The 24,461-nt window shown below is 62.6% G+C and carries 21 protein-coding genes; 14 read left to right on the top strand and 7 right to left on the bottom strand.

What is annotated here, in order from left to right:
- Positions 1 to 40 precede the first annotated feature (40 nt).
- Both G9X64_RS23760 and G9X64_RS23755 read left to right on the top strand, forming a co-directional pair.
- Complete coding sequence (locus tag G9X64_RS23760) at positions 41 to 559, top strand: glycosyltransferase family 2 protein (protein WP_018245012.1); 519 nt, start codon at positions 41 to 43, stop codon at positions 557 to 559.
- Positions 560 to 750: 191 nt separating this feature from the next.
- Positions 751 to 1,086: a hypothetical protein gene (locus G9X64_RS23755; RefSeq protein WP_168311402.1), complete on the top strand. Its 336-nt coding sequence runs from the start codon at positions 751 to 753 to the stop codon at positions 1,084 to 1,086.
- Positions 1,087 to 1,108: 22 nt separating this feature from the next.
- Here the strand turns inward: G9X64_RS23755 and moaB are convergent, their stop codons facing one another.
- The 4 genes from moaB to G9X64_RS23735 form a co-directional block, all read right to left on the bottom strand.
- Entirely contained in the window at positions 1,109 to 1,660 is a 552-nt protein-coding gene (gene moaB, locus G9X64_RS23750; RefSeq protein WP_020048682.1) for a molybdenum cofactor biosynthesis protein B, read from the bottom strand.
- Positions 1,660 to 2,556 (bottom strand): 4-(cytidine 5'-diphospho)-2-C-methyl-D-erythritol kinase, encoded by an 897-nt coding sequence (locus G9X64_RS23745; protein ID WP_168311401.1) that lies wholly within the window; start codon positions 2,554 to 2,556, stop codon positions 1,660 to 1,662. Before G9X64_RS23745 ends, moaB begins: the two co-directional genes overlap by 1 nt.
- A gap of 12 nt (positions 2,557 to 2,568) precedes the next feature.
- On the bottom strand, positions 2,569 to 4,401 hold the full coding sequence (locus G9X64_RS23740; protein WP_168311400.1) for a tetratricopeptide repeat protein: 1,833 nt from the start codon (positions 4,399 to 4,401) through the stop codon (positions 2,569 to 2,571).
- A gap of 134 nt (positions 4,402 to 4,535) precedes the next feature.
- Positions 4,536 to 5,552 (bottom strand): polyprenyl synthetase family protein, encoded by a 1,017-nt coding sequence (locus G9X64_RS23735; RefSeq protein WP_168311399.1) that lies wholly within the window; start codon positions 5,550 to 5,552, stop codon positions 4,536 to 4,538.
- A gap of 107 nt (positions 5,553 to 5,659) precedes the next feature.
- Here G9X64_RS23735 and G9X64_RS23730 point away from each other — a divergent pair, with 107 nt between their 5' ends.
- Both G9X64_RS23730 and G9X64_RS23725 read left to right on the top strand, forming a co-directional pair.
- A complete protein-coding gene (locus G9X64_RS23730; RefSeq protein ID WP_168311398.1) occupies positions 5,660 to 5,887 on the top strand; it encodes a putative signal transducing protein in 228 nt (75 codons plus the stop codon).
- Between the two features lie 6 nt (positions 5,888 to 5,893).
- On the top strand, positions 5,894 to 6,664 hold the full coding sequence (locus tag G9X64_RS23725) for a tRNA1(Val) (adenine(37)-N6)-methyltransferase (protein ID WP_168311397.1): 771 nt from the start codon (positions 5,894 to 5,896) through the stop codon (positions 6,662 to 6,664).
- 60 nt (positions 6,665 to 6,724) lie between these two features.
- On the opposite strand, the gene G9X64_RS23720 is transcribed toward G9X64_RS23725, so the two are convergent.
- On the bottom strand, positions 6,725 to 8,065 hold the full coding sequence (locus tag G9X64_RS23720) for an Nramp family divalent metal transporter (RefSeq protein ID WP_168311396.1): 1,341 nt from the start codon (positions 8,063 to 8,065) through the stop codon (positions 6,725 to 6,727).
- Positions 8,066 to 8,236: 171 nt separating this feature from the next.
- Here G9X64_RS23720 and G9X64_RS23715 point away from each other — a divergent pair, with 171 nt between their 5' ends.
- The 9 genes from G9X64_RS23715 (at position 8,237) to G9X64_RS23675 (ending at position 18,894) form a co-directional block, all read left to right on the top strand.
- A complete protein-coding gene (locus G9X64_RS23715) occupies positions 8,237 to 9,097 on the top strand; it encodes a S49 family peptidase (RefSeq protein WP_168311395.1) in 861 nt (286 codons plus the stop codon).
- Between the two features lie 18 nt (positions 9,098 to 9,115).
- Positions 9,116 to 9,307 carry a hypothetical protein gene (locus tag G9X64_RS23710; RefSeq protein WP_168311394.1) on the top strand — a complete coding sequence of 64 codons (192 nt, stop codon included), beginning with the start codon at positions 9,116 to 9,118 and terminating at the stop codon, positions 9,305 to 9,307.
- Between the two features lie 391 nt (positions 9,308 to 9,698).
- Complete coding sequence (locus G9X64_RS23705) at positions 9,699 to 10,655, top strand: glycine--tRNA ligase subunit alpha (RefSeq protein WP_168311393.1); 957 nt, start codon at positions 9,699 to 9,701, stop codon at positions 10,653 to 10,655.
- Positions 10,656 to 10,791: 136 nt separating this feature from the next.
- A complete protein-coding gene (locus tag G9X64_RS23700) occupies positions 10,792 to 11,343 on the top strand; it encodes a LemA family protein (protein WP_171377457.1) in 552 nt (183 codons plus the stop codon).
- Between the two features lie 173 nt (positions 11,344 to 11,516).
- Complete coding sequence (locus G9X64_RS23695) at positions 11,517 to 12,779, top strand: 3-phosphoshikimate 1-carboxyvinyltransferase (RefSeq protein WP_168311392.1); 1,263 nt, start codon at positions 11,517 to 11,519, stop codon at positions 12,777 to 12,779.
- Positions 12,780 to 12,815: 36 nt separating this feature from the next.
- On the top strand, positions 12,816 to 14,750 hold the full coding sequence (locus G9X64_RS23690) for a DUF2207 domain-containing protein (RefSeq protein ID WP_171377456.1): 1,935 nt from the start codon (positions 12,816 to 12,818) through the stop codon (positions 14,748 to 14,750).
- Positions 14,751 to 14,816: 66 nt separating this feature from the next.
- Complete coding sequence (gene purD, locus G9X64_RS23685) at positions 14,817 to 16,094, top strand: phosphoribosylamine--glycine ligase (RefSeq protein ID WP_171377455.1); 1,278 nt, start codon at positions 14,817 to 14,819, stop codon at positions 16,092 to 16,094.
- A gap of 99 nt (positions 16,095 to 16,193) precedes the next feature.
- Positions 16,194 to 16,655, top strand: a complete 462-nt coding sequence (locus G9X64_RS23680; protein ID WP_168311051.1) for a plant virulence effector HPE1-like domain-containing protein — start codon at positions 16,194 to 16,196, stop codon at positions 16,653 to 16,655.
- A gap of 415 nt (positions 16,656 to 17,070) precedes the next feature.
- Positions 17,071 to 18,894 (top strand): methyl-accepting chemotaxis protein, encoded by a 1,824-nt coding sequence (locus G9X64_RS23675; protein ID WP_168311050.1) that lies wholly within the window; start codon positions 17,071 to 17,073, stop codon positions 18,892 to 18,894.
- An 80-nt stretch (positions 18,895 to 18,974) separates the two neighbouring features.
- Here the strand turns inward: G9X64_RS23675 and G9X64_RS23670 are convergent, their stop codons facing one another.
- Together G9X64_RS23670 and glyS are read right to left on the bottom strand one after the other, a co-directional pair.
- Positions 18,975 to 19,463 (bottom strand): 2-thiouracil desulfurase family protein, encoded by a 489-nt coding sequence (locus tag G9X64_RS23670; protein ID WP_168311049.1) that lies wholly within the window; start codon positions 19,461 to 19,463, stop codon positions 18,975 to 18,977.
- A gap of 58 nt (positions 19,464 to 19,521) precedes the next feature.
- On the bottom strand, positions 19,522 to 21,636 hold the full coding sequence (glyS, locus tag G9X64_RS23665; RefSeq protein ID WP_168311048.1) for a glycine--tRNA ligase subunit beta: 2,115 nt from the start codon (positions 21,634 to 21,636) through the stop codon (positions 19,522 to 19,524).
- Between the two features lie 414 nt (positions 21,637 to 22,050).
- Between glyS and G9X64_RS23660 the strand changes: the two genes are divergently transcribed.
- Positions 22,051 to 24,360, top strand: coding sequence for a Tex family protein (locus tag G9X64_RS23660; protein ID WP_171377454.1), 2,310 nt, complete (start codon positions 22,051 to 22,053; stop codon positions 24,358 to 24,360).
- Positions 24,361 to 24,461: the final 101 nt, after the last annotated feature.

The following is a 24,461-nucleotide window of genomic DNA, read 5'->3' as shown; positions in this document are numbered from 1 at the left end:
GGCGCTGGCAAAAATTTGTGCGGCGCATTATAAATGGTCAATGTTGACGGTTGTTCTCGAATGTCAGGATCAGGAATCTGAGCTGGCACAGACTTTATCGGTACTGGTGGCAGGCGCGGTGGAGGGGCTGGTGAGCGATGTGGTCGTGCTCGATCACGGCTCGCGCGACGGCACCTCGCGGGTCGCCGACGCCGCCGGCTGCCGCTTCCATTCGCAATGGGATATCAAGGACATTGTCCGCTCCGCCCGCGGTGAATGGCTGCTCTTCGTCGAGCCCGGCGCGAGACCGCAGGCCGGCTGGATCGATGAAATCGCCGAATATGTGGCGTTGAACAAACTGCCGGCGCGCTTCACTGCATCGCGCGGCTATAGGCGCCCGTTCTTCCAGCGTGTCGGCCGAGCCGTGCCGCCGCTGGAACTCGGCTTTCTGCTGCCGAAGAAGCAGGCGCTCGCCATCGCCAAAAGCGGGATGCGACTTACCGAATTCGTCAAGGGCCAGAAGCCGCGCAAGCTCGCGAGCGAACTGATTCCGTCATGGGTTGCCCGCGCTGCGCGATAGGCATCGCAACCTTCTCGATGGGCCGCGCGCAAAACATGGCGCCCAATAGGATTTCGCGCTATAATTCAAAACATGGCGCCGTCGAAGCGCCGCGCTTCGCAACGGAATGGCCATGAAATGCCGGTGAACGGCAGAACAGGTCAGCGAAAAATCTCCTCTTCTGCCGGGTTCCCGGCGAAAGGAGGTGCGTCATGACACGCGGTAGGATCTACGGCGTACGCAGTATGATCTACGGCCTCATGGCCGTCATATTGCCGACATTGGTGATCGCGCATCCGCATTCGGCAGCATCGCAGATGATGCGCAGTTGCGCAGGCCGACCCGAAATCGTCAATTTCCTGGACAAGACCTTCGCCGAAAAGCTCACGGCAGTCGGACTGATCAACCAGAACGCCATTCTCGAGGTCTATGCCGCCGAAAGCGGCACCTGGACCCTCATCGTCACGGATGTTCACGGCATAAGCTGCGTCCTGCTGTCGGGTGACAGCTGGGACACGATGCCCGTCCTGCCGGGCCTTGCGACATAAGAATGCCGCTGTTGCAGGCAGTCTATTTTGTCGCGCCGCGTTTCAGGTGCTCGTCCAGACGCGGCATGATCTCGACGAAATTGCACGGCGCGCTGCGATAGTCGAGCTGTCCTTTCAGAATGCCGTCCCAGGCATCCCGGCAGGCGCCGGGCGAACCCGGCAGCACGAAGATGAAGGTGGCGTTGGCAACACCTGCCGTGGCGCGCGATTGGATCGTCGCCGTGCCGATCTTCTCGTAGGAGATGCGGTGGAAGATGGCGGAAAAGCCGTCCATCCGCTTTTCGAACAAAGGCTCCAGCGCCTCTGGCGTCACATCGCGGCCGGTAAAGCCGGTGCCGCCTGTGGTGATGACGACGTCTATGTCTTGGTTCTCAGTCCAGGCCTTCACCCGCGCGGCGATCTTTTCGCGATCATCGGGCACGATCCCCCGGTCGACCAGCCTGTGCCCCGCCTCCGTGATCCGCGCCGCCAGCGTGTCGCCTGACTTGTCCGTTTCCGGCGTGCGTGTATCCGAGATCGTGAGAACCGCAATGCCGACCGCGATGAAGGGCCGCTTTTCGTCCAGACCTGCCATCATGCGCCTCCCGAAACCGTTTCCGTCGCCTGGAAATACCAGTCCGGCCGCTCGCCGTGAAGAGTTGTCACCGCCTCTTGCGCAGCGGCCATAGTAGTAAAGATGCCAAAACAGGTGGCGCCGGAGCCGGACATGCGGGTCAACAGGGCGCCGCGGGCCTGCAGCATTGCCGAGATCGCCGAAATCTCGGGCACGAGTTCGCGCGCCGGCGGCTCCAGGTCGTTGCGGGCGATGCCGATCGCCGCGAGCCAGTCGGCAGTCCCAGCGAGATTTGAAGCCAGGTTCAGAGGCGGATTGTTCTTCGCGGGCAGCCGGCGGAAAACTTCCGGCGTCGAGACGCCTTTCAGCGGATTGGCCAGCACAATGGCAAAGGCCGGCAGTTCCGGCACAGCTTCGATCTGTTCGCCGATGCCGCGGGCAATCAGCGGCCGGCTCTCCAGGCACATCGGCACATCGGCGCCGAGCTTCAGCGAGAGCGTAGCAAGCGCTTCCACCGGCAGGCTCATGCCCCAGAGCCGCATCAGGCCGCGCAGGGTCGCCGCTGCATCGGCCGAGCCGCCGCCGATGCCGGAGGCGATCGGCAGGTTCTTTTGCAGGTGGATATGGACAGGGAAGGCGAGGGGACCGACCGCTTCGCGCAGCAGATCGCGCGCCCGCAGCACCAGGTTGGTGCCGCCATCGTCGGCAAGCGTTTCGCCGAAGCGGCCAGACAGGGTGAACGTGTCGGCCTGCGAAGGCAGGAAGCCCAGCCGGTCGCCGCAATCGGCGAAGGTCACCAGCATGTCGAGCAGATGATAACTATCCGCCCGCTGGCCCGTCACATGCAGGGCGAGGTTGATCTTCGCGCGCGCCTCTTCGGTGACGCCGAAAGCCTCGGCCAGGCCCTCTTCAGGCATATTATCAGCCCGTCAGGATTTCTTGTCGACCGGCGGCGGGGTGACCGGTGCCGGGTCCGGCTGCTTCTTGTCGGCCGCCTTGGCATCGTCGCTGACGGGAGGCAGGCCGTTGGCGACCTTGTCCTTGATCTTCGGGATCTCGGCAGCTTCGGGCTCGGAGGCGAGCGCCCGGTTCCACTGATAGACGGCTTCGAGCTTGCGCCCGACGCGCCAGTAGGCATCGCCGAGATGGTCGTTGATCGTCGCGTCGCCGGCCTTGATTTGTGCGGCCCGCTCCAGCTCGTCGACGGCATCGTCGAAGCGGTTGAGGCGGAAATAGGCCCAGCCGAGCGAATCGATGATGTAGCCGTCGTCAGGGCGAAGCTCGACGGCCTTCTTGATCATGCCGAGACCTTCGTCGAGGTTCCGGTTCATGTCGATCCAGGAATAACCGAGATAGTTCAGCACCTGCGGCTGGTCGGGATTGAGCTCTAAGGCCTTGCGGAAGTTCGGTTCCGCCTGGTCCCACTTCTTCAGCCGCTCATAGGCGATGCCGCGCTGGAAGAAGACGCTCCAGTTGGCGCGGCCGGGGATGGGGCCGATCACTTCGACGGCCTTGTCGTAATTCGTGGCCATCGCCTGGTAGTCCTTGGCGTCGGAGAGCACGCTGCCATAGGCGAGGTAACTGCGGATGTCCTTCGGGTCGGAGGCGATCAGCGCCTGCAGGTGCTTGCGCGCCTCATCCACCTTGCCGCCCTGGGCAAGGGCAAGGCCGAGCTGCAGTTCGGAGATGCGCCGCATCGGTGAATTCTCGGGCACTTTCTTGTAGAGCGCGATGGCGCGGTCCATCTGGTTCTGCTTCTCGGCAATGCCGCCGAGCAGCACCAGCGTATCGGCGCTGTTCGGATCGAGCGCATTGGCCGTCTGCAGGTAAAGCGAGACGATATCCTCGGCGCCGTCGCGGTTCAGTGCGCCGCCAACCGAGAAGAGCACGCCGGCGGCACCTTCTTCGGCCGTCTTGACCTGCTGTTCCTGCTTCTCGTTCTTTTCGATACTGTCGCGCAGCGCGTTCAGCGGCGCATAGTTCGGCAGCAGGTTGTCGCCGACGGAAACGGCGTCGAGCGCCTTCTGCTTATTGCCTTGTGTTGCTTCAAGGCGGGCAAGCGCCATGATCGCGCGCATGAAGGTGTCGGGCGCGGTCGCTCCGCCCTCCTTGTCGAGCACGGCATCGTTCAGATGCTTTCGGGCGGATTTCACGTCGCCGATGGCGATGGCGATCGCCCCGGCATTGTAATTCTGGAAGATGCGGAACCAGTCCGGCCCCTTCATCTTCTCGACCATCGTCAGCGCTTCCTTGCCGCGGCCGGCACCGACGCGGGCCCAGGCAAGCAGCAGGTCGTTCATCATCCGGTCGAGATCGTTTGGCCCCTTATATTTCAGAATGGCCTCGGCGGACTTGTAGTCGCCGCGGCGCACGGCATCCATGCCGCGTACGATCGTGGTGATGCGCTCGACGGAAGGATCGCCCTTCAGGTCATTGGCATATATGACGCCGTCCTTGATATCGCCATTGAGCAGCAGCGAGATCATCAGCCGCTGGCGAATCTCCGGATTGCCGGGCTCGATCTGCAGCGCCTTCTTGTAGAGTTCGATCGCCGTTTCATAGTCGTGATCAACATCGGCCGTGCGCGCGGCGAGGAAGGCGCCGGAGAAAGTGGTGACGCTGTCCGCATCGAAATGAACGGCTGTGCCGGCATCGTCTGTCTTGGCCGCATCCTCGGCGTTCGCGCCGCCGACACCGCTGAGCGTAAGGACAGCGGCTAGCGCTGCGCTCGTAAGAAGACGGATGGCGATTCTCTGCCGCATTAGGAAACCTTTCTTCGACAGCGTCCCGACAAATGGTGCCGGTCGCAAAATCAGTTGCGATCACTGATTCATAACAGGATGGCTTTTTTGAAGCGGCGCTGCAAGAAAATCAGCCGGCGATCAAGGACGTTTGATCAATTGACGCGCTCGATGCAGAAGTCGATCACTTCCATCAGGGCGGATTTCCAGACCGTATCGGGAAGTGGCGCAAGCGCATCCCGCGCGATCGTGCCGTAATGGATCGCGCGGCCGATCGTGTCGCTGAGCGTACCGTATTTGGTGATCAGTCCCAGCGCTTTTTCGAGGTTGGCGTCGGTGCTGTTGCCGGCCTCGATTGCATCGCGCCAGAAGGCGCGCTCATCCGCGGTGCCGCGACGATAGGCGAGAATGACCGGCAGGGTGATCTTGCCCTCGCGGAAATCGTCGCCGACATTCTTGCCGAGATCGGCCGCCTTGCCGCCATAGTCGAGCGCATCGTCGACCAGCTGGAAAGCGAGCCCGAGATTCATGCCGTAGGATTTCAGGGCATTGCGGCCGGACCGGCCGGCCTCGGCGACGATCGGCCCGACTTCGGCGGCGGCGGCAAAGAGAGCCGCCGTCTTGGCGCGGATGACCGAGAGATAATCGTCCTCCGTCGTCTCCATGTTCTTGGCGACGGAAAGCTGCAGCACCTCGCCCTCGGCGATCACGCAGGCGGCGGAAGACAAGACGTCGAGCGCATCGAGCGAGCCGACATCGACCATCATGCGGAAGGCCTGGCCGAGCAGGAAGTCGCCGACCAGCACGCTTGCCTGGTTGCCCCAGATCATCCGCGCCGTCGATTTGCCGCGGCGCAGATCGCTTTCGTCGACGACGTCGTCATGCAGCAGTGTTGCTGTGTGCATGAACTCGACCGATGTGGCGAGCTTGACGTGGTTTTCGCCCCTGTAGTCGAACAGCGAAGCGGCGGCCAGCGTCAGCATCGGCCGCAGCCGCTTGCCGCCGGACGAGATCAGATGGTTCGCCACTTCGGGGATCATCTGCACATCGGAGCCGGCCTTAGACAGAATGAGCTGGTTTACTCGCTCCATATCCACCCTGGTGAGATCGACCAACGGTTTTATGGATGCCAGTTTGTTTTTGCTTTCTTCAAGCGGTATGACCACGCCCAACGACCCGGACTCCTATTCATTCATTGTACCTGACAATAGAAAGGGGCGATGGACGCGGCAAGGGGTGAATTGTCGCGCTGGGCGAAATTGGAAGGAAAACGACGGCAATGCATGAGCTCATCCGCGCCAACGACCCCGTTCTGCTCTCTTATGCCGAGAGTTTGATGAAGGATGCCGGAATTCACTGCTTCATCGCCGATCAGGGCATGAGCGTGCTGGAAGGCTCACTCGACATGCTGTCGCGCCGACTGCTGGTGGATGAGGAGATGGCCGATCAGGCGCGTCGCATCCTCATCGATGCCGGTCTCGGCGGCGAGCTGCGGGAGCGGAAGTGAGTTCCGATGAACGCCACTGACACTGTCGATGCCTTTCATCGCGGCGGCTTCCATGTGGTGCAGCCGAAGGGCAGGGGCCATCGCTCCGGCATGGATGCGATGCTGCTTGCGGCTTTGGTCGCCGACGATCGAAAGGTCAGGGTCGCCGATCTCGGTGCCGGCGCCGGTGCTGCTGGCCTTGCCGTCGCCTCGCGCCTTGCCGATGCGGAAGTGGTGCTTTTCGAGCGCTCGGCCGAGATGGCCGATTATGCCCGACGCAGCATCTTGCTGCCTGACAATGCCCACATCGCGGGGCGAGTCAGCGTCGTCGAGGCCGATGTGACGCTAACCGCCAAGGCGCGCAACGATGCGGGGCTCACCGATGAGAGCTTCCACCACGTCATCATGAACCCGCCCTTCAACGACGCCGGCGACCGGCGCACGCCGGATGCGCTGAAGGCCGAAGCTCATGCGATGACCGACTGCCTGTTCGAAAGCTGGATCCGCACGGCCGGCGCCATCATGATCCCAGGCGGGCAATTGTCGCTGATTGCCAGGCCCCAGTCGATTGCCGAGATCATCACTGCCTGCGGCCGCCGCTTCGGCGGCATCGAGATCACCGCCATCCATCCGCGTCCCGGCGAAAATGCCGTGCGTATCCTGGTGACTGGTATCAAGGGATCGCGGGCGCGGCTGTCGCTGCGTGCGGCCCTCATCATGCACGAAGAGGGGAGCCACAAGTTCTCCCCTCTCGTCGATGATTTCAACAATGGCCGGGCGGCCTATGCCAGGCTTTAGACCGGTTTCGTTCCCACGCAATTCCGGGAAAAACTGCTTCCCATTTTTTCCGGAATTGCCTCAGCCGGTGACGAAGTCGAGGAGCAGCTTGACGTTCAGCCCGGCAATCACGATCGCGATCAGATAGGCGATGCCGCTCAGCCAGCGCGGCGCCACGAGTTCGCCCATCTTGGCCTTGTCGGCGGTAAACATTACCAGCGGGAAGACGGCGAAGGAAAGCTGCAGGCTGAGCACCACCTGGGTCAGGATCAACAGCTCCGCCGTGCCCTGGTCGCCATACCAGATGGTGACGATCGCTGCCGGCACGATGGCGATGGCGCGGGTAATCAGGCGGCGCACCCACGGCTTCAGCCGGATCTTGAGGAAGCCTTCCATGACGATCTGGCCGGCAAGCGTCGCCGTCACAGTCGAGTTGAGGCCGCAGCAGAGAAGCGCGATGCCGAACAGCGTCGGCGCGATGGCGAGGCCGAGCAGCGGCGACAGCAGCGAATAGGCATCGCCGAGTTCGACGACATCGGTCTTGCCGTTGGCATTGAAGGCAGCGGCCGCCAGGATCAGGATTGAGGCGTTGATCAGCAGCGCGAAACAGAGCGCGACCGTCGAGTCGATCGTCGCAAAGGTCAGCGCCTCCCTCTTTTCGGGAACGGTATGGCCATAGGCCCGCGTCTGCACGATGCCGGAGTGGAGGTAGAGATTGTGCGGCATGACGGTCGCGCCGAGAATGCCGAGCGCCAGATAGAGCATCTCCGGATTGGTGACGATCTCGGTCGTCGGGAAGAAGCCGGTGAGGACGGAGCCCCATTGCGGGTCGGCCAGCAGGATCTGCACGCCGAAGCAGACCGCGATGACGCCGAGCAGCGCGATGATGAAGGCTTCCACCCAGCGGAAACCGAGCTTCTGGAGGAAGAGGATCACGAAGACGTCGAGCGCGGTGATCAGCACGCCGAGTTCGAGCGGAATCCCCATCAGCAGGTTGAGGCCGATCGCCGTGCCGATCACCTCGGCGATGTCGGTGGCGATGATGGCGATCTCGGCAAAGGCCCAGAGCGGCACCGAGACATATTTCGGAAAGGCGTCGCGGCAGGCCTGCGCGAGATCGCGGCCGGAGGCGATCGCCAGGCGCGCGCAGAGCGATTGCAGCACGATCGCCATCAGGTTGGAAAGCAGCGCGACGGTGAGCAGCGCATAGCCGAATTTCGAGCCGCCGGCGAGCGAGGTCGCCCAGTTGCCGGGGTCCATGTAACCGACGGCGACCATGTAGCCCGGCCCGGCGAAGGCTGCCGCCCTTCGCCACATCGAGCTGTGACGCCCGGTTCCGACGGTGCGGTAGACATCCGACAGCGACGCTTCTCCGCGTTCGTGCCGCCAGCCGCTCTTTGTCTTCGGATTGAGAACGTCCATACGAATTCCACCTGTTTTACCGTGCATCGCACTATGACGAGTTAGAATGACAATGCAAGTCATTCGCAACAACAAATTCAAACCCAATGTTTTCAGGAACGCAGCCATTGCGTTTGTCGTTCCAGCGCATACATGGGTGACGATCGAACGACCTGAAGCGAAGGATGGGAAATGGCCGGATTCTTGAGAAAACTGATGCCGAAACGGTTCCGCAAGGACGGCATCACCATTCCGGTCGTTCGCCTGCAGGGGGCGATCATCAGCGGCGGTGGCCAGTTCCGGCCGACCCTCAACCTCGCCAATGTCTCTCCGGTTCTGGAAAAGGCCTTCGCCATGAAGGACACACCGGCGGTCGCCATCTCGATCAATTCGCCGGGCGGCTCACCCGTGCAGTCGCGCTTGATCTTCACCCGCATTCGCGAGCTCGCCCGCGAGAAGCAGAAGAAGGTTCTGGTCTTCGTCGAGGATGTCGCCGCCTCGGGCGGTTACATGATCGCGCTTGCCGGCGACGAGATCATCGCCGACGCCACCTCCATCGTCGGCTCGATCGGCGTCGTCTCCGGCGGTTTCGGCTTTCCCGAGCTCTTGAAGAAGATCGGCGTCGAGCGCCGCGTCTATACGGCGGGCGAAAACAAGGTGATCCTCGATCCTTTCCAGCCGGAAAAGGAAAAGGACATCGAGTATCTGAAGAGCCTGCAGCTCGAAATTCACCAGGTCTTCATCTCCATGGTGCGCGAGCGCCGTGCCGGCAAGCTGACGGACGATGCGACGGTGTTTTCCGGCCTGTTCTGGAGCGGCACACGCGGCCTCGAACTCGGCCTGATCGATGGCCTCGGCGACATGCGCCAGGAATTGAAGAGGCGCTACGGCCAGAAGACCAAGCTGGAGCTCGTCACCGCCGGCCGCGGCCTGTTCGGCCGCCGGATTCCAGGCGTATCGCCAGTCTCGCTCGAAGGTGCTGTATCCGGCCTCGCGACGGGGCTTGTCGAAGCGGCGGAAGAGAGAGCATTGTGGAGCCGTTTCGGACTTTGAGAGGAGCAAGAGAGGGGCATGGCACAGCTTATTACGATCCTGGTCCTGGTTTTCTCAGCCTGGTGGCTCTACCGCCGCTTCGTCTCCGATGCCCGCAAGCTCGCCGAAAAGTCGCGGCGCGCTGAAAAGGAGCGCCAGACCGGCGCAATCGGCACGCTGATCAAGGACCCGGCGACGGGAGAATACCGGTTGAAGCGCGAGGGAGAATAAAAGGCGTCGCCACTCATCTGCCTCTCATCCGGCAGTCGCTTAGCAGTGCGCAGCGTAGGGCGGGCTTGGAATCCCCCTCTGTCCTGCCGGACATCTCCCCCACAAGGGGGGAGATTGGCAAGGGGAAATGTCTCGGCTTTCCTGACTGCTTCGCGCAGGCGCTTTCGTTGTTTGGGGAAACCCTAGCCACTGGTCGATCTCCCCACCTGTGGGGGAGATGCCCGGCAGGGCAGAGGGGGGTATTCCCCGCTGCCACAAGGGTTAGGGTGAGAGGCGGCGAAGTCCTCTTCCATATCGGCCATCGCCGGCTGTCCGCCGCAAATGTCTTGACCCCCGCCGCCCTCCATGGCACCTGTCGCGCCGATAAATCCCAAGCAATCGGTGCCGTTCGATGTCAGCTATCTCAGACCATATGAACCCGAAGCGCTCCTTCCAGGCGCTGATCCTGACCCTGCATAACTACTGGGCGGACAAGGGTTGCGCGGTGCTGCAGCCCTACGACATGGAAGTCGGTGCCGGTACGTTCCATCCGGCCACCACGCTGCGCGCCCTCGGCCCGAAGCCGTGGAAGGCGGCCTACGTCCAGCCGTCGCGGCGCCCGTCCGACGGCCGCTATGGCGAGAACCCGAACCGGCTGCAGCATTATTACCAATACCAGGTCATCCTGAAGCCGAACCCGCCCAACCTGCAGGAGCTTTATCTCGGCTCGCTGGCGGCGATCGGCCTCGATCCGCTGCTGCATGATATCCGCTTCGTGGAGGACGACTGGGAAAGCCCGACGCTCGGCGCCTGGGGCCTCGGCTGGGAGTGCTGGTGCGATGGCATGGAAGTCTCGCAGTTCACCTATTTCCAGCAGGTCTGCGGCATCGAATGCTCGCCCGTCGCTGGTGAACTGACCTATGGTCTCGAACGCCTCGCCATGTATGTCCAGGGCGTCGACAATGTCTACGACCTGAACTTCAACGGCCGCGACGGCGACGAGAAGATCAGCTATGGTGACGTTTTCCTGCAGGCCGAGCAGGAATATTCGCGCCATAATTTCGAATTCGCCAATACCGAGATGCTGCATCGCCACTTCGTCGATGCCGAGAAGGAATGCCGGGCGTTGCTCGATGCCGGCGCCCCCGGCGACAACGCCAACCAGCGCCTGCACAGATGCGTATTCCCGGCCTATGACCAGTGCATTAAGGCAAGCCATGTCTTCAACCTGCTCGACGCCCGCGGCGTCATCTCGGTCACCGAGCGCCAGAGCTATATCCTGCGCGTACGCACGCTTGCCAAGGCCTGTGGCGAAGCCTTCCTGCTGACCGACGCCGGCGGCGTCAATCTCTCGAAAGAGGCGGCGTGACGCAACAGCCCGCCGGCCGTATCGTCCATATAAGTGGCTAGTCGGCACCCGAAGCCTTGGAGATGCCGGCGTTTGACCGCAGCCGCCAAAACCGCTTAGTGTCCGCCCGGACATTACTTCGCTGCGGGGATTCGCGATGTATATTGCACTTGGCGTCATCGTTCTGGTCGCGCTTTATCTCGTCTTCGTCTACAACGGCCTGGTTCGCGCGCGGCAGATGGCGGAAGAGGCCTGGTCGGGCATCGACGTCCAGCTCAAGCGTCGCGCCGACCTGATCCCGAACCTGGTCGAGACGGTCAAGGGTTATGCCGCCCATGAAAAGTCGACGCTCGAAGAGGTGGTTGAGCTCCGCAACAAGGCGCAGGCCGTGCCATCAGGCGATGTCGCGGGCAGGGCGCAGGCGGAAGGTCTGCTCGGCCAGGCGCTGGGCCGGGTGATCGCGCTCGCCGAGGCATATCCCGATCTCAAGGCCAACCAGAACTTTGCCGAGCTGCAGGCTTCGCTGGAAACCATGGAAGGCGAGCTCCAAATGGCCCGGCGTTACTACAACGGTGCCGCCCGCGACCTGAACGTCAAGGTCGAAAGCTTCCCCTCCAATCTCGTTGCCGGTCAGTTCGGTTTTGCCAAGCGGGAATATTTCGAAATCACCAACGAGGCCGACCGCGCCGTCCCCACCGTGAAATTCTGACGATCCGGCATTTTGCCTTTGCGAGAAAGCGATTAAGAGCAGGGGCAGATCGCGGCCGGCTATAGCATGTCGCGCAAAAGTGTGCAGCGGTTTTGCGATGACGACATGCCCAAAACCAAATACCTAAAGCGCGGCACGCGCTTTAGAGTCGCCCTATGGACGGAAGACATAGCATGAAAAGCACAGACAAACTCACAATCATCCCGCCGGGCAAGCCGCTTTCGGGCCGCGCCATGCCGCCGGGTTCCAAATCGATCACCAACCGCGCACTGCTGCTCGCAGGCCTTGCCAAAGGCACCAGCCGGTTGACGGGTGCGCTGAAGAGCGACGATACGCGGTATATGGCTGATGCGCTGCGTGCCATGGGGGTTTCGATCGACGAGCCCGATGACACCACCTTCGTCGTCACCGGCAGCGGCAGGCTCAAGCCGCCGAAGGCGCCGCTCTTCCTCGGCAATGCCGGCACGGCGACACGCTTCCTGACGGCGGCCGCCGCCCTTGTCGACGGCACCGTTGTCGTCGATGGCGACGAGCATATGCGCAAGCGCCCGATCGGTCCGCTGGTCGAGGCTATGCGCACGCTCGGCATCGACGTCACAGCCGAGACCGGCTGCCCGCCGGTCACCGTCAAGGGCACCGGCCGCTTTGAGGCCGACCGAATCCTGATCGATGGCGGCCTGTCCAGCCAATATGTTTCGGCGCTGCTGATGATGGCGGCCGGCGGCGACCGTCCTGTCGATATCGAACTCGTCGGTGAGGATATCGGCGCTCTTGGCTATATCGATCTCACGACGGCGGCGATGAAGGCCTTCGGTGCCAACGTCGAAAAGACCAGTCCCGTCATCTGGCGCGTCGAGCCGACCACCTACCGGGCCACCGATTTCATCGTCGAGCCGGATGCATCCGCCGCGACCTATCTCTGGGCGGCCGAAGTGCTGAGTGGTGGCAAGATCGATCTCGGCGTGCCGAACGATGCCTTCACCCAGCCGGATGCCAAGGCCTACGAGGCGATCGCCAAATTCCCGCATCTGCCGGCTGAAATCGACGGCTCGCAGATGCAGGATGCCGTTCCGACGATCGCGGTGCTTGCCGCTTTCAATGAGACGCCGGTCCGCTTCGTTGGCATCGCCAATCTGCGAGTCAAGGAATGCGACCGCATCCGCGCCCTGTCCACGGGGCTCAACAATATCCGCGGAGGCCTGGCCGTGGAGGACGGCGACGATCTGATCGTCCATTCCGATCCTGCTCTCGCTGGTCAGACGCTTCTGGCTGAGATCGACAGCTTCGCCGATCACCGCATCGCCATGAGTTTCGCACTCGCCGGGCTGAAGATCGACGGCATCACCATTCTCGATCCCGATTGCGTCGGCAAGACTTTCCCAGCCTATTGGAGGACTCTGGCGGCCCTCGGCGTGACCTATCAGGACAACGATTGACGAAACGCAGCCGAGGCTGCCGGCGGGGAGACAGGGATGGGGCGTCGGTTTTTCGGATTTTGCTTTGCACTGTTGTTGATGCTCGCCGCCCCAGTGGCCTTTGCCGCCGAGGTGATCGACAGTTTCGCGTCCGACATCGCGCTCGAAAAAAGCGGTGCGATGACAGTGACCGAAACGATCACCGTCAATGCCGAGGGCAACCAGATCAACCATGGCATCTTCCGTGATTTCCCGCTCTATTTCACCGACGCTGCGGGCCGCCGCCGCAGCGTCGATTTCGACGTGGTGTCGGTCCAGCGCGACGGCGACGACGAGCCCTGGCACACCGAATCGATCTCAGGCGGCATCCGCATCTATGCCGGTTCTGCCGATGTGACGGTGACGCCGGGCCGTCATCGATATGTCTTCACCTACAGGACCAATCGCCAGATCCGCTATTTCGACGATCATGACGAACTCTATTGGAACGTCACCGGCAATGGCTGGATCTTCCCGATCCGCTTGGCAACTGCGACGGTGAAGCTGCCGCCTGACGTCAGCGCGACGGAGACGACCTTCTTCACCGGCCCGCAGGGAGCCACCGGAAAGAACGCCCGCGTCAGCGAGACCGGCGCTGGCCTGGTCTTTTCCACCACCACGCCCCTTGGCCCCAACGAAGGGCTGACCTTTGCAATCCGCATGCCGAAGGGGTCGATCGATCCGCCGAGCGCGGACATGGAAAGCACCTGGTGGCTGAAGGACAACCGCAATTATTTCATCGGCTTCGGCGGCCTGATCCTCGTTTTCGCCTATTACACGCGCTCCTGGCTGAAGGTCGGCCGCGATCCCGCCCGTGGCGTCGTCGTGCCACGCTGGGACGCGCCTGATGGTATCTCGCCGGCGCTGGTCAACTATATCGACAATAAGGGCTTCTCCGGAGAGGGCTGGACGGCGCTGTCCGCCACCGCGCTCAATCTTGCCGTCCGCGGTTACGTCAAGCTCGAAGACCTGAAGAATTCGATCGTCATCCGCGGAACCGGCAAGCCGCTCGGCAAGGAGAAATTCCAGGCCGGCGAGATCGAATTGCTGAGAGTTGCCGGTGGCGCCGGCTCGACGCTGACGATCGACAAGGCCAATGGCGAGCGGGTGAAGTCCGTCGGCCAGGCCTTCCGCTCGGCGATCGAGAAGGAGCACCGCGGCAAATATTACAATTCCAACCTGGCTTATACCGCAGGCGGCATCGCGCTCAGCGCCGCGGCCCTGGTGATCCTGTTCGTTTTCGGTTCGCTTGAGCCCGACACCATCGCGGTGATGCTGATCCCGATCGTCATCTCGGTCTTCGTTTCGGTGTTCGTCGCCGGTCTCGTCAGGTCGCTGCATCGCGGCAAGTCGCTGTTTGGCAAGATCATCGCCATCATCTCCGCCGCGATCGGCGTCTTCGTCGGCATCAGCATCCTGGCGACCATGGGGCTGGCGCTTGCCTCCTCGTTGGTGCAACTGCACGAGACGCCGATGCTCTTTGCCGTCGGCGGCATCGTGCTTTTGAACATTCTCTATTTCTTCATCATGGGTGCGCCGACCCCGCTCGGCGCCAAGATGATGGATGGCATAGACGGCCTGCGGCAATATCTGACGCTTGCCGAGAAAGACCGGATGAACACGGCAGGCGCACCTGATATGTCGCCGCGGCATTTCGAGACGCTGCTGCCCTATGCGGTGGCGCTCGGCGTCGAAAAGCCCTGGTCGCGCACCTTCGAGACCTGGCTTGCGGCCGCTGCCGCTGGCACGGCTGCAGCCTATGCGCCCGCCTGGTATTCCGGCAATTTCAACAGTGGCAGCTTCTCCGATCGTATCGGCGGCTTTTCCTCGTCGATGGCCTCGACCATCGCGTCGACGATACCTTCACCGCCGCCGTCGAGCTCATCCTCCGGTTTTTCCGGCGGCGGCTCGTCCGGTGGCGGTGGCGGAGGTGGGGGAGGCGGGGGCTGGTAAGCTTTCTCGCTTGACCTTTCAGCCTGTGGCCCTTAACCGCCTGACGGAACAGGAAAGGGGTGGCGCATGAAGGTTCTGTTGATCGGATCGGGCGGACGCGAGCATGCGCTCGCCTGGAAGCTGGCGCAATCGCCGTTGATGAGCGAATTCTACGCTTCGCCCGGCAATCCCGGCATCGGGGAACACGCTGTCCTCGTGCCGGTCGACGTCGAGGATCATGAAGCGGTATCCGCCTTCTGCCGGGAGAAGGCGATCGACTTCATCGTCGTCGGTCCCGAAGCGCCACTCGTCGCCGGCCTCGCAGACCGGCTGCGCGCCGATGGCCTAGCGGTCTTCGGTCCCTCCGCTGCCGCCGCCCAGCTCGAGGGTTCCAAGGGCTTCACCAAGGATATCTGCGCCCGCTACGATATTCCGACAGGCACCTACCAGCGCTTCAACAATGGACCGAAGGCGAAAGCCTATATCCGTGCCCAAGGCGTGCCGATCGTCGTCAAGGCCGATGGTCTTGCCGCCGGCAAGGGCGTGACCGTGGCGATGACGCTGGACGAGGCCCTGGCTGCCGTCGACGACTGCTTCGAAGGCGCCTTTGGCGCTGCCGGCGCTGAAGTCGTCGTCGAAGCCTATCTCGATGGCGAGGAGGCGAGCTTCTTCTGTCTCTGCGATGGCAAAAATGCGCTGCCGCTCGCAACCGCCCAGGATCATAAGCGGGTGGGCGAGGGTGATACCGGCGTCAATACCGGCGGCATGGGCGCCTATTCGCCGGCGCCTGTGATGACCGCCGAAATGGTCGAGCGCACCATGAAGGAGATCATCGAGCCGACGATCCGCGGCATGGCCGAGAGCGGTCATCCCTTCTCCGGCGTCTTTTTCGCCGGGCTGATGATCACCAGGAAGGGGCCGGAGCTGATCGAATACAATGTCCGCTTCGGCGACCCCGAATGCCAGGTGCTGATGATGCGGTTGAAGAGCGATCTCCTGCCGCTGCTGCTCGCCACCGCCAACGGCACGCTCGATCAGGTCAAGGCCGAATGGAGCGACGATCCGGCACTGACGGTGGTCATGGCCTCGAAGGGTTATCCCGGCGCCTACGAGAAGAATACGCCGATCCTCTCCCTGCCGGGGGCAGGCGAGGGCGAGAAGGTGTTTCATGCCGGCACGGGTCTGAAGGACGGCGCATTGGTTGCGACCGGCGGCCGTGTGCTGAATGTTACCGCGTCAGGCGGCACGGTCGCCGAGGCCAAGGACCGCGCCTACGCGCTGCTTGACAGGGTGAGATGGGAAAACGGCTTCTGCCGGCGCGACATCGGCTGGCGGGCGATCGAGCGCGAAACCGGATCGCAGTGAGTATAAACTGCCGCGTTCTTTAAATTTTTACCCTTTCCCCTGACGGGATGGAAACAAAGCTGCGTTAATTTGCTCCGAAGATGAGACGGAGTAGCTTTGATGCGTCAGATTTTCCTCGGTGCGGCAATCCTGCTGATGGCAGGTTCTGCAATGGCGTCCTCGATCGAGGTGGTCGGCAAGACTGCGCCGTCCGCTGAAGGCAGCATCGTCACCGAAACCTGCGCCCATTGCCCGCCGCTCCAGGACGAGCTGACCAAGAAGGACTATACGGTGCCGGAGCTGAAGCCCGGCGTCCTCCAGGCGAGTGAAATCCGCGATGTCGGCGGCGAAAAGAAGCTCTATCGCACCGAAGGCTGGATGGGCGGCTCGCCCGTCGTCTTCGTCAGCAAGGCGACCCCGGAAGCGATGCTTGCCGCGGCGCCTTCCGCCCTGCCTGCCGACGGCATCGACATGAATGCGACGACGGCGGCTGTCATCGGCGGCGACGCCAAGCCCGTTTCCGCCGGCATGGCGGAACAACCCGCAGCCCTGAACGTTTCCGAATTCAAGCTGCGTTTCTAAAGCATGTCGCGCGAAAGTGCGCAGCGGTTTTCCCAGGCAAAGCGCGCAGCGGTTTTGCCGGGAATTGCGTAAAAACCAAAGTTCCCTGCCCCTGCCTGATCAAGGTTTCGATCGCTTGGGGTTCCACCTCCGGTGGACCGGATGCACCCTCGAAGAGAAGCGAGGGTGCATTCCTGTTTTAATATGCCTGAAATCCGGCGGTTTTGCCTTGCAAATTACCCCTCGATTTTTAGGGAAACTCGCGCCGCGTTCAATAAAATTAAAGCTTTCTTATAGGGTAAGCATCAATTGTTACTTACCCGGTCGCAGCATGTTTGTTTTAGCAGCGGTAGACGCGCCGTCTTGTTTGGCGCGCTCGCACAGGCGGTAGAAAACCGCACCGGAATGCAGCCATTCATTCCCGTTGCGAGGCGTCATGAAAAATTTGAAGATATCGAAGCAGCTCATATTGCTGGTCGTCGGCCTGATGATCGCCTTTGCGATCGCCACCTCCCTGCAGATCCGCTCCTCGGTCGATGCGATCTACAAGGAGCGTTACGACATGCTGCGCGCCGAGGTTCAGTCGGCGGTCTCCGTTCTCAAGCTTTACCAGGCCAAGGTCACCGCCGGCGAAATGAAGCTGGAGGATGCCCAGAAGCAGGCCTACACCACCGTCAACGGGATGAAATACGATCCGGACGGCTATTTCTTCGGCTATAGCTACGACGTCCAGATGATGTTCCACTACGATGCCGCGAAAGTCGGGCAGAACCTGAAGGGTCAGCCGGACAGCAAGGGCAAGCTCTATCGCGAAGAGCTGGTCAAGCTCGGGCAGCAGGGCGGCGGTCTCGTCGAATATTATTCCACCAGCAAACCGGGCCAGCCGGTCGGCGATTACCGCAAGACGGCCTATGGACAGGCCTTCGATCCCTGGAAGGTCGTCGTCATCACCGGCGTCTATATGGACGATCTCGATGCACAGATAAACAGCACGATCCTGACCGCACTCTCCGGCAGCATCGTCCTGTTCTTCCTTGCCATGGCTGCCGCCTACTTCGTCATCCGCGGCATATCGGGACCTCTCAACAACGTCCATGCCGCCCTGAAGGCTGTCGCCGAAGAGGACGTTTCGATCACCATTCCGCACATCGGCATGAACAATGAAGTCGGCATGATGGCCAAGGCGACACAGTCGCTGCAGGAAAAGATCAGGGAACGTCATGCGATGTCCGATCGCGAGGCGGCCCAGCAGCTGGCGCTGGAAAGCGAGCGCGAAAACAATCTGCGCCAGCAGCAGGACGAAGCAACGCTGCAGGCGCAGGTGGTGACGACGATCGGCCAGGCACTGGAGATGATTGCCCGCGGCGATCTCACTGTCCGCTGCGCCGATCTCGGCCAGAAATATGCCGCCCTCCGCGACAACTTCAACGATGCGCTGTCGCATCTCGAAGCCGCCATGGCCAAGGTCAGCGCCAAGGGCACCGATATCGGCACCAGCAAGGAAGAGATCCGCCGCGCTTCGAACGAACTGTCGCAGCGCACCGAGCGCCAGGCCGCCAGCCTGGAAGAAACTTCGGCGGCACTCGACGAACTCACCGTCGCCGTCCGTCAGACGGCTGACGGCGCCCATGAGGCCAGCAAGCGTGTTCACTCGGTCAGCACCGAAGCCACCCATAGCGATGCGATCGTCACCCAGGCGATCGAGGCGATGAGCGGCATCGAGAAGTCGTCCTCGGAGATCACCAAGATCATCGGTGTCATCGACGAGATCGCCTTCCAGACCAACCTCTTGGCGCTGAATGCCGGCGTCGAGGCGGCGCGTGCCGGTGAATCCGGCAAGGGTTTTGCGGTCGTCGCCCAGGAAGTCCGCGAACTTGCCCAGCGCTCGGCGGCTGCGGCCAAGGAGATCAAGGATCAGATCGCCCGCTCCTCCAGCCAGGTCGACCACGGCGTCCGTCTGGTCGGTGAGGCCGGCGAAGCGCTGAAGCGCATCTCCGACCAGATCAAGGCCGCCAACGAGATCGTCGCCAAGATTGCCCACAGCGCTTCCGAACAGGACACGACGCTGCGCTCGATCTCGTCCTCGATGAACCAGCTCGACGCCGCCACCCAGCAGAATGCCGCCATGGCTGAAGAGACCACGGCATCCGCCGAGACACTCGCCACCGATACCGACGAGCTGATCGACCTCATCCGCGGCTTCCGCGTCAGTGGCGAAAGCGCTGCCCCGGCCATGCATCAAGGTCGCCGTGCCGCCTAAACGGCGCGGGGACAATAGGAAATTTTATCACCAAATTCTTAGCGGCCGTCGGTTCTCCGGCGGCCGTGCCATTTGGCCCACTATTCCGCGATGCGGTCGATCAACTGCTCGATTTCGTGATCGGAAAACACTTCGACACCGGCCGCTTTTAGCGCCGCCGCCGTCACGCCGTTACCGGCCTGCTTGCGGCCGGAAAACGTGCCGTCATAGATGAAACCGGATCCGCAGGACGGGCTGCCGTCGATGAGCAGCGCATAATGGCAGCCGGCTTGCAGTGCGAGCGTCACGGCATTCCTTGCCGCCTGCAGGAACTCTTCCGTCACGTCGGCACCCGTCAATTCGACAACCCGCGCCTTGCCGGCCAGCACATCCTCGCCGGTTGCCGCCCCAGCAATCTCCGCCGGCGGCCGCGGCACCGTCATGCCCGCCGACATCTCCGGACAGATCGTCACCAGCCTGCCCTCGGCCCGCCATGTCTCGATCACAGGATGAAGCAACGGCTTCGCCCGCCCGTCATAGCGGACGGCGTGGCCCATGAGACAGGCGCTGACGAGAATCTTGCTCTGCATGTCTGCATGAATAACGCCTCGGCGGCGGCAATGCCAGACGGCCGATGGCGGCCGAACATCACCCCGAAATCTTCGAGAAATCCGCAACCGTTCCCGTCGCCTCGCGGATCAGCCGCAGCAAAGCGAGACGGTTGGCGCGGATGGCGGCGTCCTCGTCGTTGACGAGTACCTCTTCGAAGAAGCGGTCGACCGGGCCGCGCAGCTTGGAAAGCGCTTCCATCGCCGAGCGGAAATCCTCTCCGGCAACTGCGTCCGAGGCATCCTTCGAGGCGCTGGAGATTGCGGCGAAGAGCTCCTTCTCGGCATCGAGCTTCAGAAGCGCTGGCGAAACGCCGTCGGCGATGACCGTGCCCTTCTTTTCCTCGGCGGCAAGCAGCTGCGTCGCGCGTTTGGTGCCGGAAAGCAGGTTCTTGCCGTCTTCAGAGGTGATGAAAGCCGTCAGCGCTTCGACCCGGCGCGCCACCATCAGCAGGTCGTCGGCATCGGGCGTCAGCACGGCGTCGATCAGATCGTGGCGGGCGCCCTGGTCGCGCAGATAGACCTTGAGACGATCGTGGAAGAAGGAGAGCAGGTCGCCATCCCTGGTCGTCGCCAGCAGCGGCAGGCGGATCCTTCGCTCCAGCAGGATCCTGACGACACCGAGCGCCGCACGCCGCAGGGCGAACGGATCTTTCGACCCGGTCGGCTTTTCGTCGATAGCCCAGAAGCCGATCAGCGTATCGAGCTTGTCGGCAAGGGCGATCGTGATCGCCACTCTGTCCTCAGGCACGCGGTCCGATGGGCCCTGGGGCTTGTAGTGGTCCTCGATCGCCGCGGCAACGGAAGCATTCTCGCCCTGCAGCACCGCATATTTGCGGCCCATCAAGCCCTGCAGTTCCGGGAACTCTCCGACGGCTTCGGTGCGCAGATCCGCCTTGGCGAGCACGGCGGCACGATCGACCAGAGCCGCGTCTGCGCCGGTTATAGTGGCCAATTCCTTGGCCAGCGTGCGGATGCGGGCGACGCGCGCGCCCTGTGTGCCGAGCTTGGCATGGAAGGTCACGTCAAGCGCATCGAGCTTGGCCATGCGCTGGTCGAGCGGCTTCTTGATGTCGAGGCCGAACTTTGCCGCCGAAGCCGTCAGCGTCTCGAGATCCGGCAGATTGCCTTGATCGCGCTTCCAGAAATGCAGCGCATCCGAAAGCCGGGCCCGCACCACCTTGCCGTTGCCGTGGACGATTTCCTTGCCGCCGTCGCTTGCCTGGATATTGGAGACGAGGATGAACTTGTTCGACAGCGTTTCGCCACCCTGCGGCCGCGTCACGAAACACTTCTGGTTGGTCTTGATCGTCAGCCGGATGATTTCTGAGGGGATCGAGAGATAATCCTCCTCGAAGCTGCCCATGAGCACCTGCGGCCATTCGACGAGGCCGGAGACCTCCTCCAGCAGGCCTTCGTCTTCCACCAGCTCGAGCCCGTTGGCAAAGGCGATATCGCGGGCGTCGTGCAGGATGATGTCCTTGCGCCGCTCGGCGTCGAGGATGACCTTCGCCTTTTCCAGGTTCGCCGCATAATCGTCGAAGCGCCGCACCGTGATCGCCTCGGGCGCGTGGAAACGGTGGCCGTAGGTGATGTTGGAAGCGGTGATGCCGTCGATCTCGAAGGGGATGACGGTGGTCTCTTCATGCTCCGGGCCGAATGTGCAGACGATCGACTGCAGCGGCCGCACCCAGCGCAGGGCGCCGGGCTTCGACGAGGCCTTGCCCCAGCGCATCGATTTCGGCCAGGGAAAATCGCGGATGATGCCGGGCATCACATCGCTGACGATCTCTTCCGTCGCACGGCCGGGCTTGGAGATGACTGCGACGTAGAAATCGCCCTTCTTCGGATCGCTCACCACCTGCGCCTCGGAGACGGAGGACAGGCCAGCACCGCGCAGAAAACCTTCGATCGCCTTCTCGTTGGCGTCGGTGCGCGGTCCCTTGCGTTCCTCGCGCACATCGGCTGAACGGGCCGTCAGGCCATGGATGTCGAGCGCAAGCCGCCGCGGCGTCCAGTATTCGCGTGCGCCCTCGTAGGATAGACCCGCTTCGACAAGCGCATCGGTGACGAGCTTCTTCAGGTCGCCGGCAGCCTTGCGCTGCATGCGGGCCGGAATCTCTTCGGAGCGGAGTTCGAGAAGAAGGTTTGGCATGTCAATCTTTTCCTTGCGCCCGCGGGCAGGGCGATCCAAAAACGTTGCTTCTGCTATCAAAGAATGCCGCATCTGCACAACCGCAAAAACGGACGAGAGCGATGGGGTGGGGCAACCGGCAGGCGTGTTGCCGCGTGGCCCCCTCATCCGCCCTGCCGGGCACCTTCTCCCCGATGGGTAGAAGGGGAGTTGCCTCAGCGATCCATTCTTGCCGCTGCCGTTTGTGATGGAGGAAAGCAGTGCGGCATATCCCTTCTCCCCTCGGGGAGAAGATGCCGGCAGGCAGATGAGGGGGCCACACGGCAACACGCCGATGATCCCCCAATCCATTAACCTGTGAAAACCACAGTCGGGCATTGCCTTGCCGCTTTTCGCCGCTATGGTCCCGCCACCTCTGACGAAACAGGAAATCTCATGGCCGCAGACCTCCGTTTTCTCGCAGCCCGCATCTCCGCCGAAATCAACGCCCGGCCCGAACAGGCCAAAGCCGCCATCGAGCTGCTCGACGAGGGCGCCACCGTGCCCTTCATCGCCCGCTACCGCAAGGAAGTGACGGGTGGGCTGGATGATACGCAGCTGCGCAATCTCGCCGAGCGGCTGGTCTATCTGCGCGAACTCGAAGCCCGGCGCGACGCGATCGTCGAATCGATCACCGGCCAGGGCAAGATGACCGACGAGCTGATGACCAAGGTCGCTGGCGCCGAAACCAAGGCCGAGCTCGAAGATCTCTATCTGCCCTACAAGCCGAAGCGCCGCACCCGCGCGGAAATCGCCCGCGAACGCGGCCTCGGCCCGCTCGCCGAGACGATCCTTGCCGACCGAGCCAGGGAACCGGCGGTATTGGCCGAAGGCTTCGTCACGGCTGACGTACCCGATGTGAAGACGGCGCTCGAAGGCGCGCGCGACATCATCGCCGAAGGCATTGCCGAAAATGCCGACCTGCTCGGCAAGTTGCGCGCCCATATGCGCCAGGCCGCACTGCTGAAGGCAAAAGTTGTCGACGGCAAGCAGGCGACGGGCGAGAAGTTTTCCGATTATTTCGACCATTCCGAACGCTGGGCGACTGCGCCGGGCCACCGCGCGCTCGCCATGCTGCGCGGCTGGAACGAGGAGGTGTTGACGCTGACGATCGAGGCCGACGCCGAAACCGCCTCTCCGAACAAGCCGGTCGAACGCATGATCGTGGCTGCTTACGAGATCGGTACGAGCCGTCCCGGCGACCGCTGGCTGATGGAGGTCGCAAGCTGGACCTGGCGCGTCAAGCTTTCCATGTCGCTCTCGCTCGACCTGATGCGGGAACTGCGCGAAAGGGCCGAAGAAGAGGCGATCCACGTCTTCGCCCGCAATCTCAAGGACCTGCTGCTGGCGGCGCCCGCCGGCTCGCGCGCGACGATGGGTCTCGATCCCGGCATCCGCACCGGCGTCAAGGTCGCCGTCGTCGACGGCACCGGCAAGGTGGTGGCGACATCGACCGTCTATCCCTTCCAGCCGCGGAACGACGTGCGCGGCGCCCAGGTCGAGCTCGCATCGCTGATCCGCAAGCATAATGTCGAGCTGATCTCGATCGGCAACGGCACCGGCAGCCGGGAAACCGAAAAGCTGGTGGCCGACATGCTGGCCGAGCTGCCGGCGCCGAAGCCGACCAAGGTCATCGTGTCGGAAGCCGGCGCCTCGGTCTATTCCGCCTCGGCGACTGCAGCGGCGGAATTCCCCGATCTCGACGTGTCGCTGCGCGGCGCCGTCTCCATCGCGCGGCGCCTGCAGGATCCGCTGGCCGAACTCGTCAAGATCGAGCCGAAATCGATCGGCGTCGGCCAGTATCAGCACGACGTCGACCAGCAGAAGCTGTCGCGTTCGCTCGATGCCGTCGTCGAAGACGCGGTGAATGCCGTCGGTGTCGATCTCAACACCGCGTCTGCGCCGCTGCTGTCGCGCGTCTCCGGCCTCGGCCCGTCGATCGCCGATGCCATCGTCCGCCACCGCGACAGCGAAGGCCGTTTCGAGACGCGAAAGGATCTCCTGAAGGTCGCCCGCCTCGGCGGCCGCACCTTCGAGCAATGCGCCGGCTTCCTGCGCATTCCCAACGGCAAGGAGCCGCTCGATTCCTCCTCGGTGCACCCGGAGGCTTACGGCGTCGCCAAGAAGATCGTCGCCGCCTGTGGCCGCGATCTGCGCGCGCTGATGGGCGACAGCGCCGTGTTGAAATCGGTTGATCCGCGCCTGTTCATCGATGAGAAGTTCGGTCTGCCGACGGTCAAAGACATCATCGCGGAGCTGGAAAAGCCCGGCCGCGACCCGCGCCCGAGCTTCAAGACCGCGACCTTTGCCGAGGGCGTCAACGAAATTTCCGACCTAAAACCCGGCATGGTGCTGGAAGGCACGGTGACCAATGTCGCCGCCTTCGGCGCCTTCGTCGATATCGGCGTGCACCAGGATGGTCTGGTGCACGTCTCCCAGCTTGCCGATCGCTTCGTCAAGGATCCCCACGAAGTCGTGAAGGCCGGCGATGTCGTCAAGGTGCGGGTTGTCGAAGTCGACGCCAAGCGCAAGCGCATCGCTCTCTCGATGAAACGTGATGACGGCTCTTCAGCCCCTCCGCCCCGTGGTGATTCTCGCGGAAGTCAGGGTTCCCGGCCGCAGAACGAACGCCGGCCGGCGGCGCAGAAAGCCGAAAGCCAGGGCGCCTTCGGCGCAGCACTTGCCGAGGCGATGAAGCGAAAATAAGGGTTTAGCCGGTATTTCGGCAAAAATGCAACAGTTTGGCAGCGTTCTGAGCGGAGTGCTAAATCCGGCGCTTGTAAGGCGAAAGAGAGCTATTAAGTTGA

It is taken from the genome of Rhizobium sophorae, assembly GCF_013087515.1.
In the GTDB taxonomy this organism is placed as follows: domain Bacteria; phylum Pseudomonadota; class Alphaproteobacteria; order Rhizobiales; family Rhizobiaceae; genus Rhizobium; species Rhizobium sophorae.
Note: the sequence above shows the minus strand (reverse complement) of the source record. Positions and strands in the feature narration are given on the sequence as shown.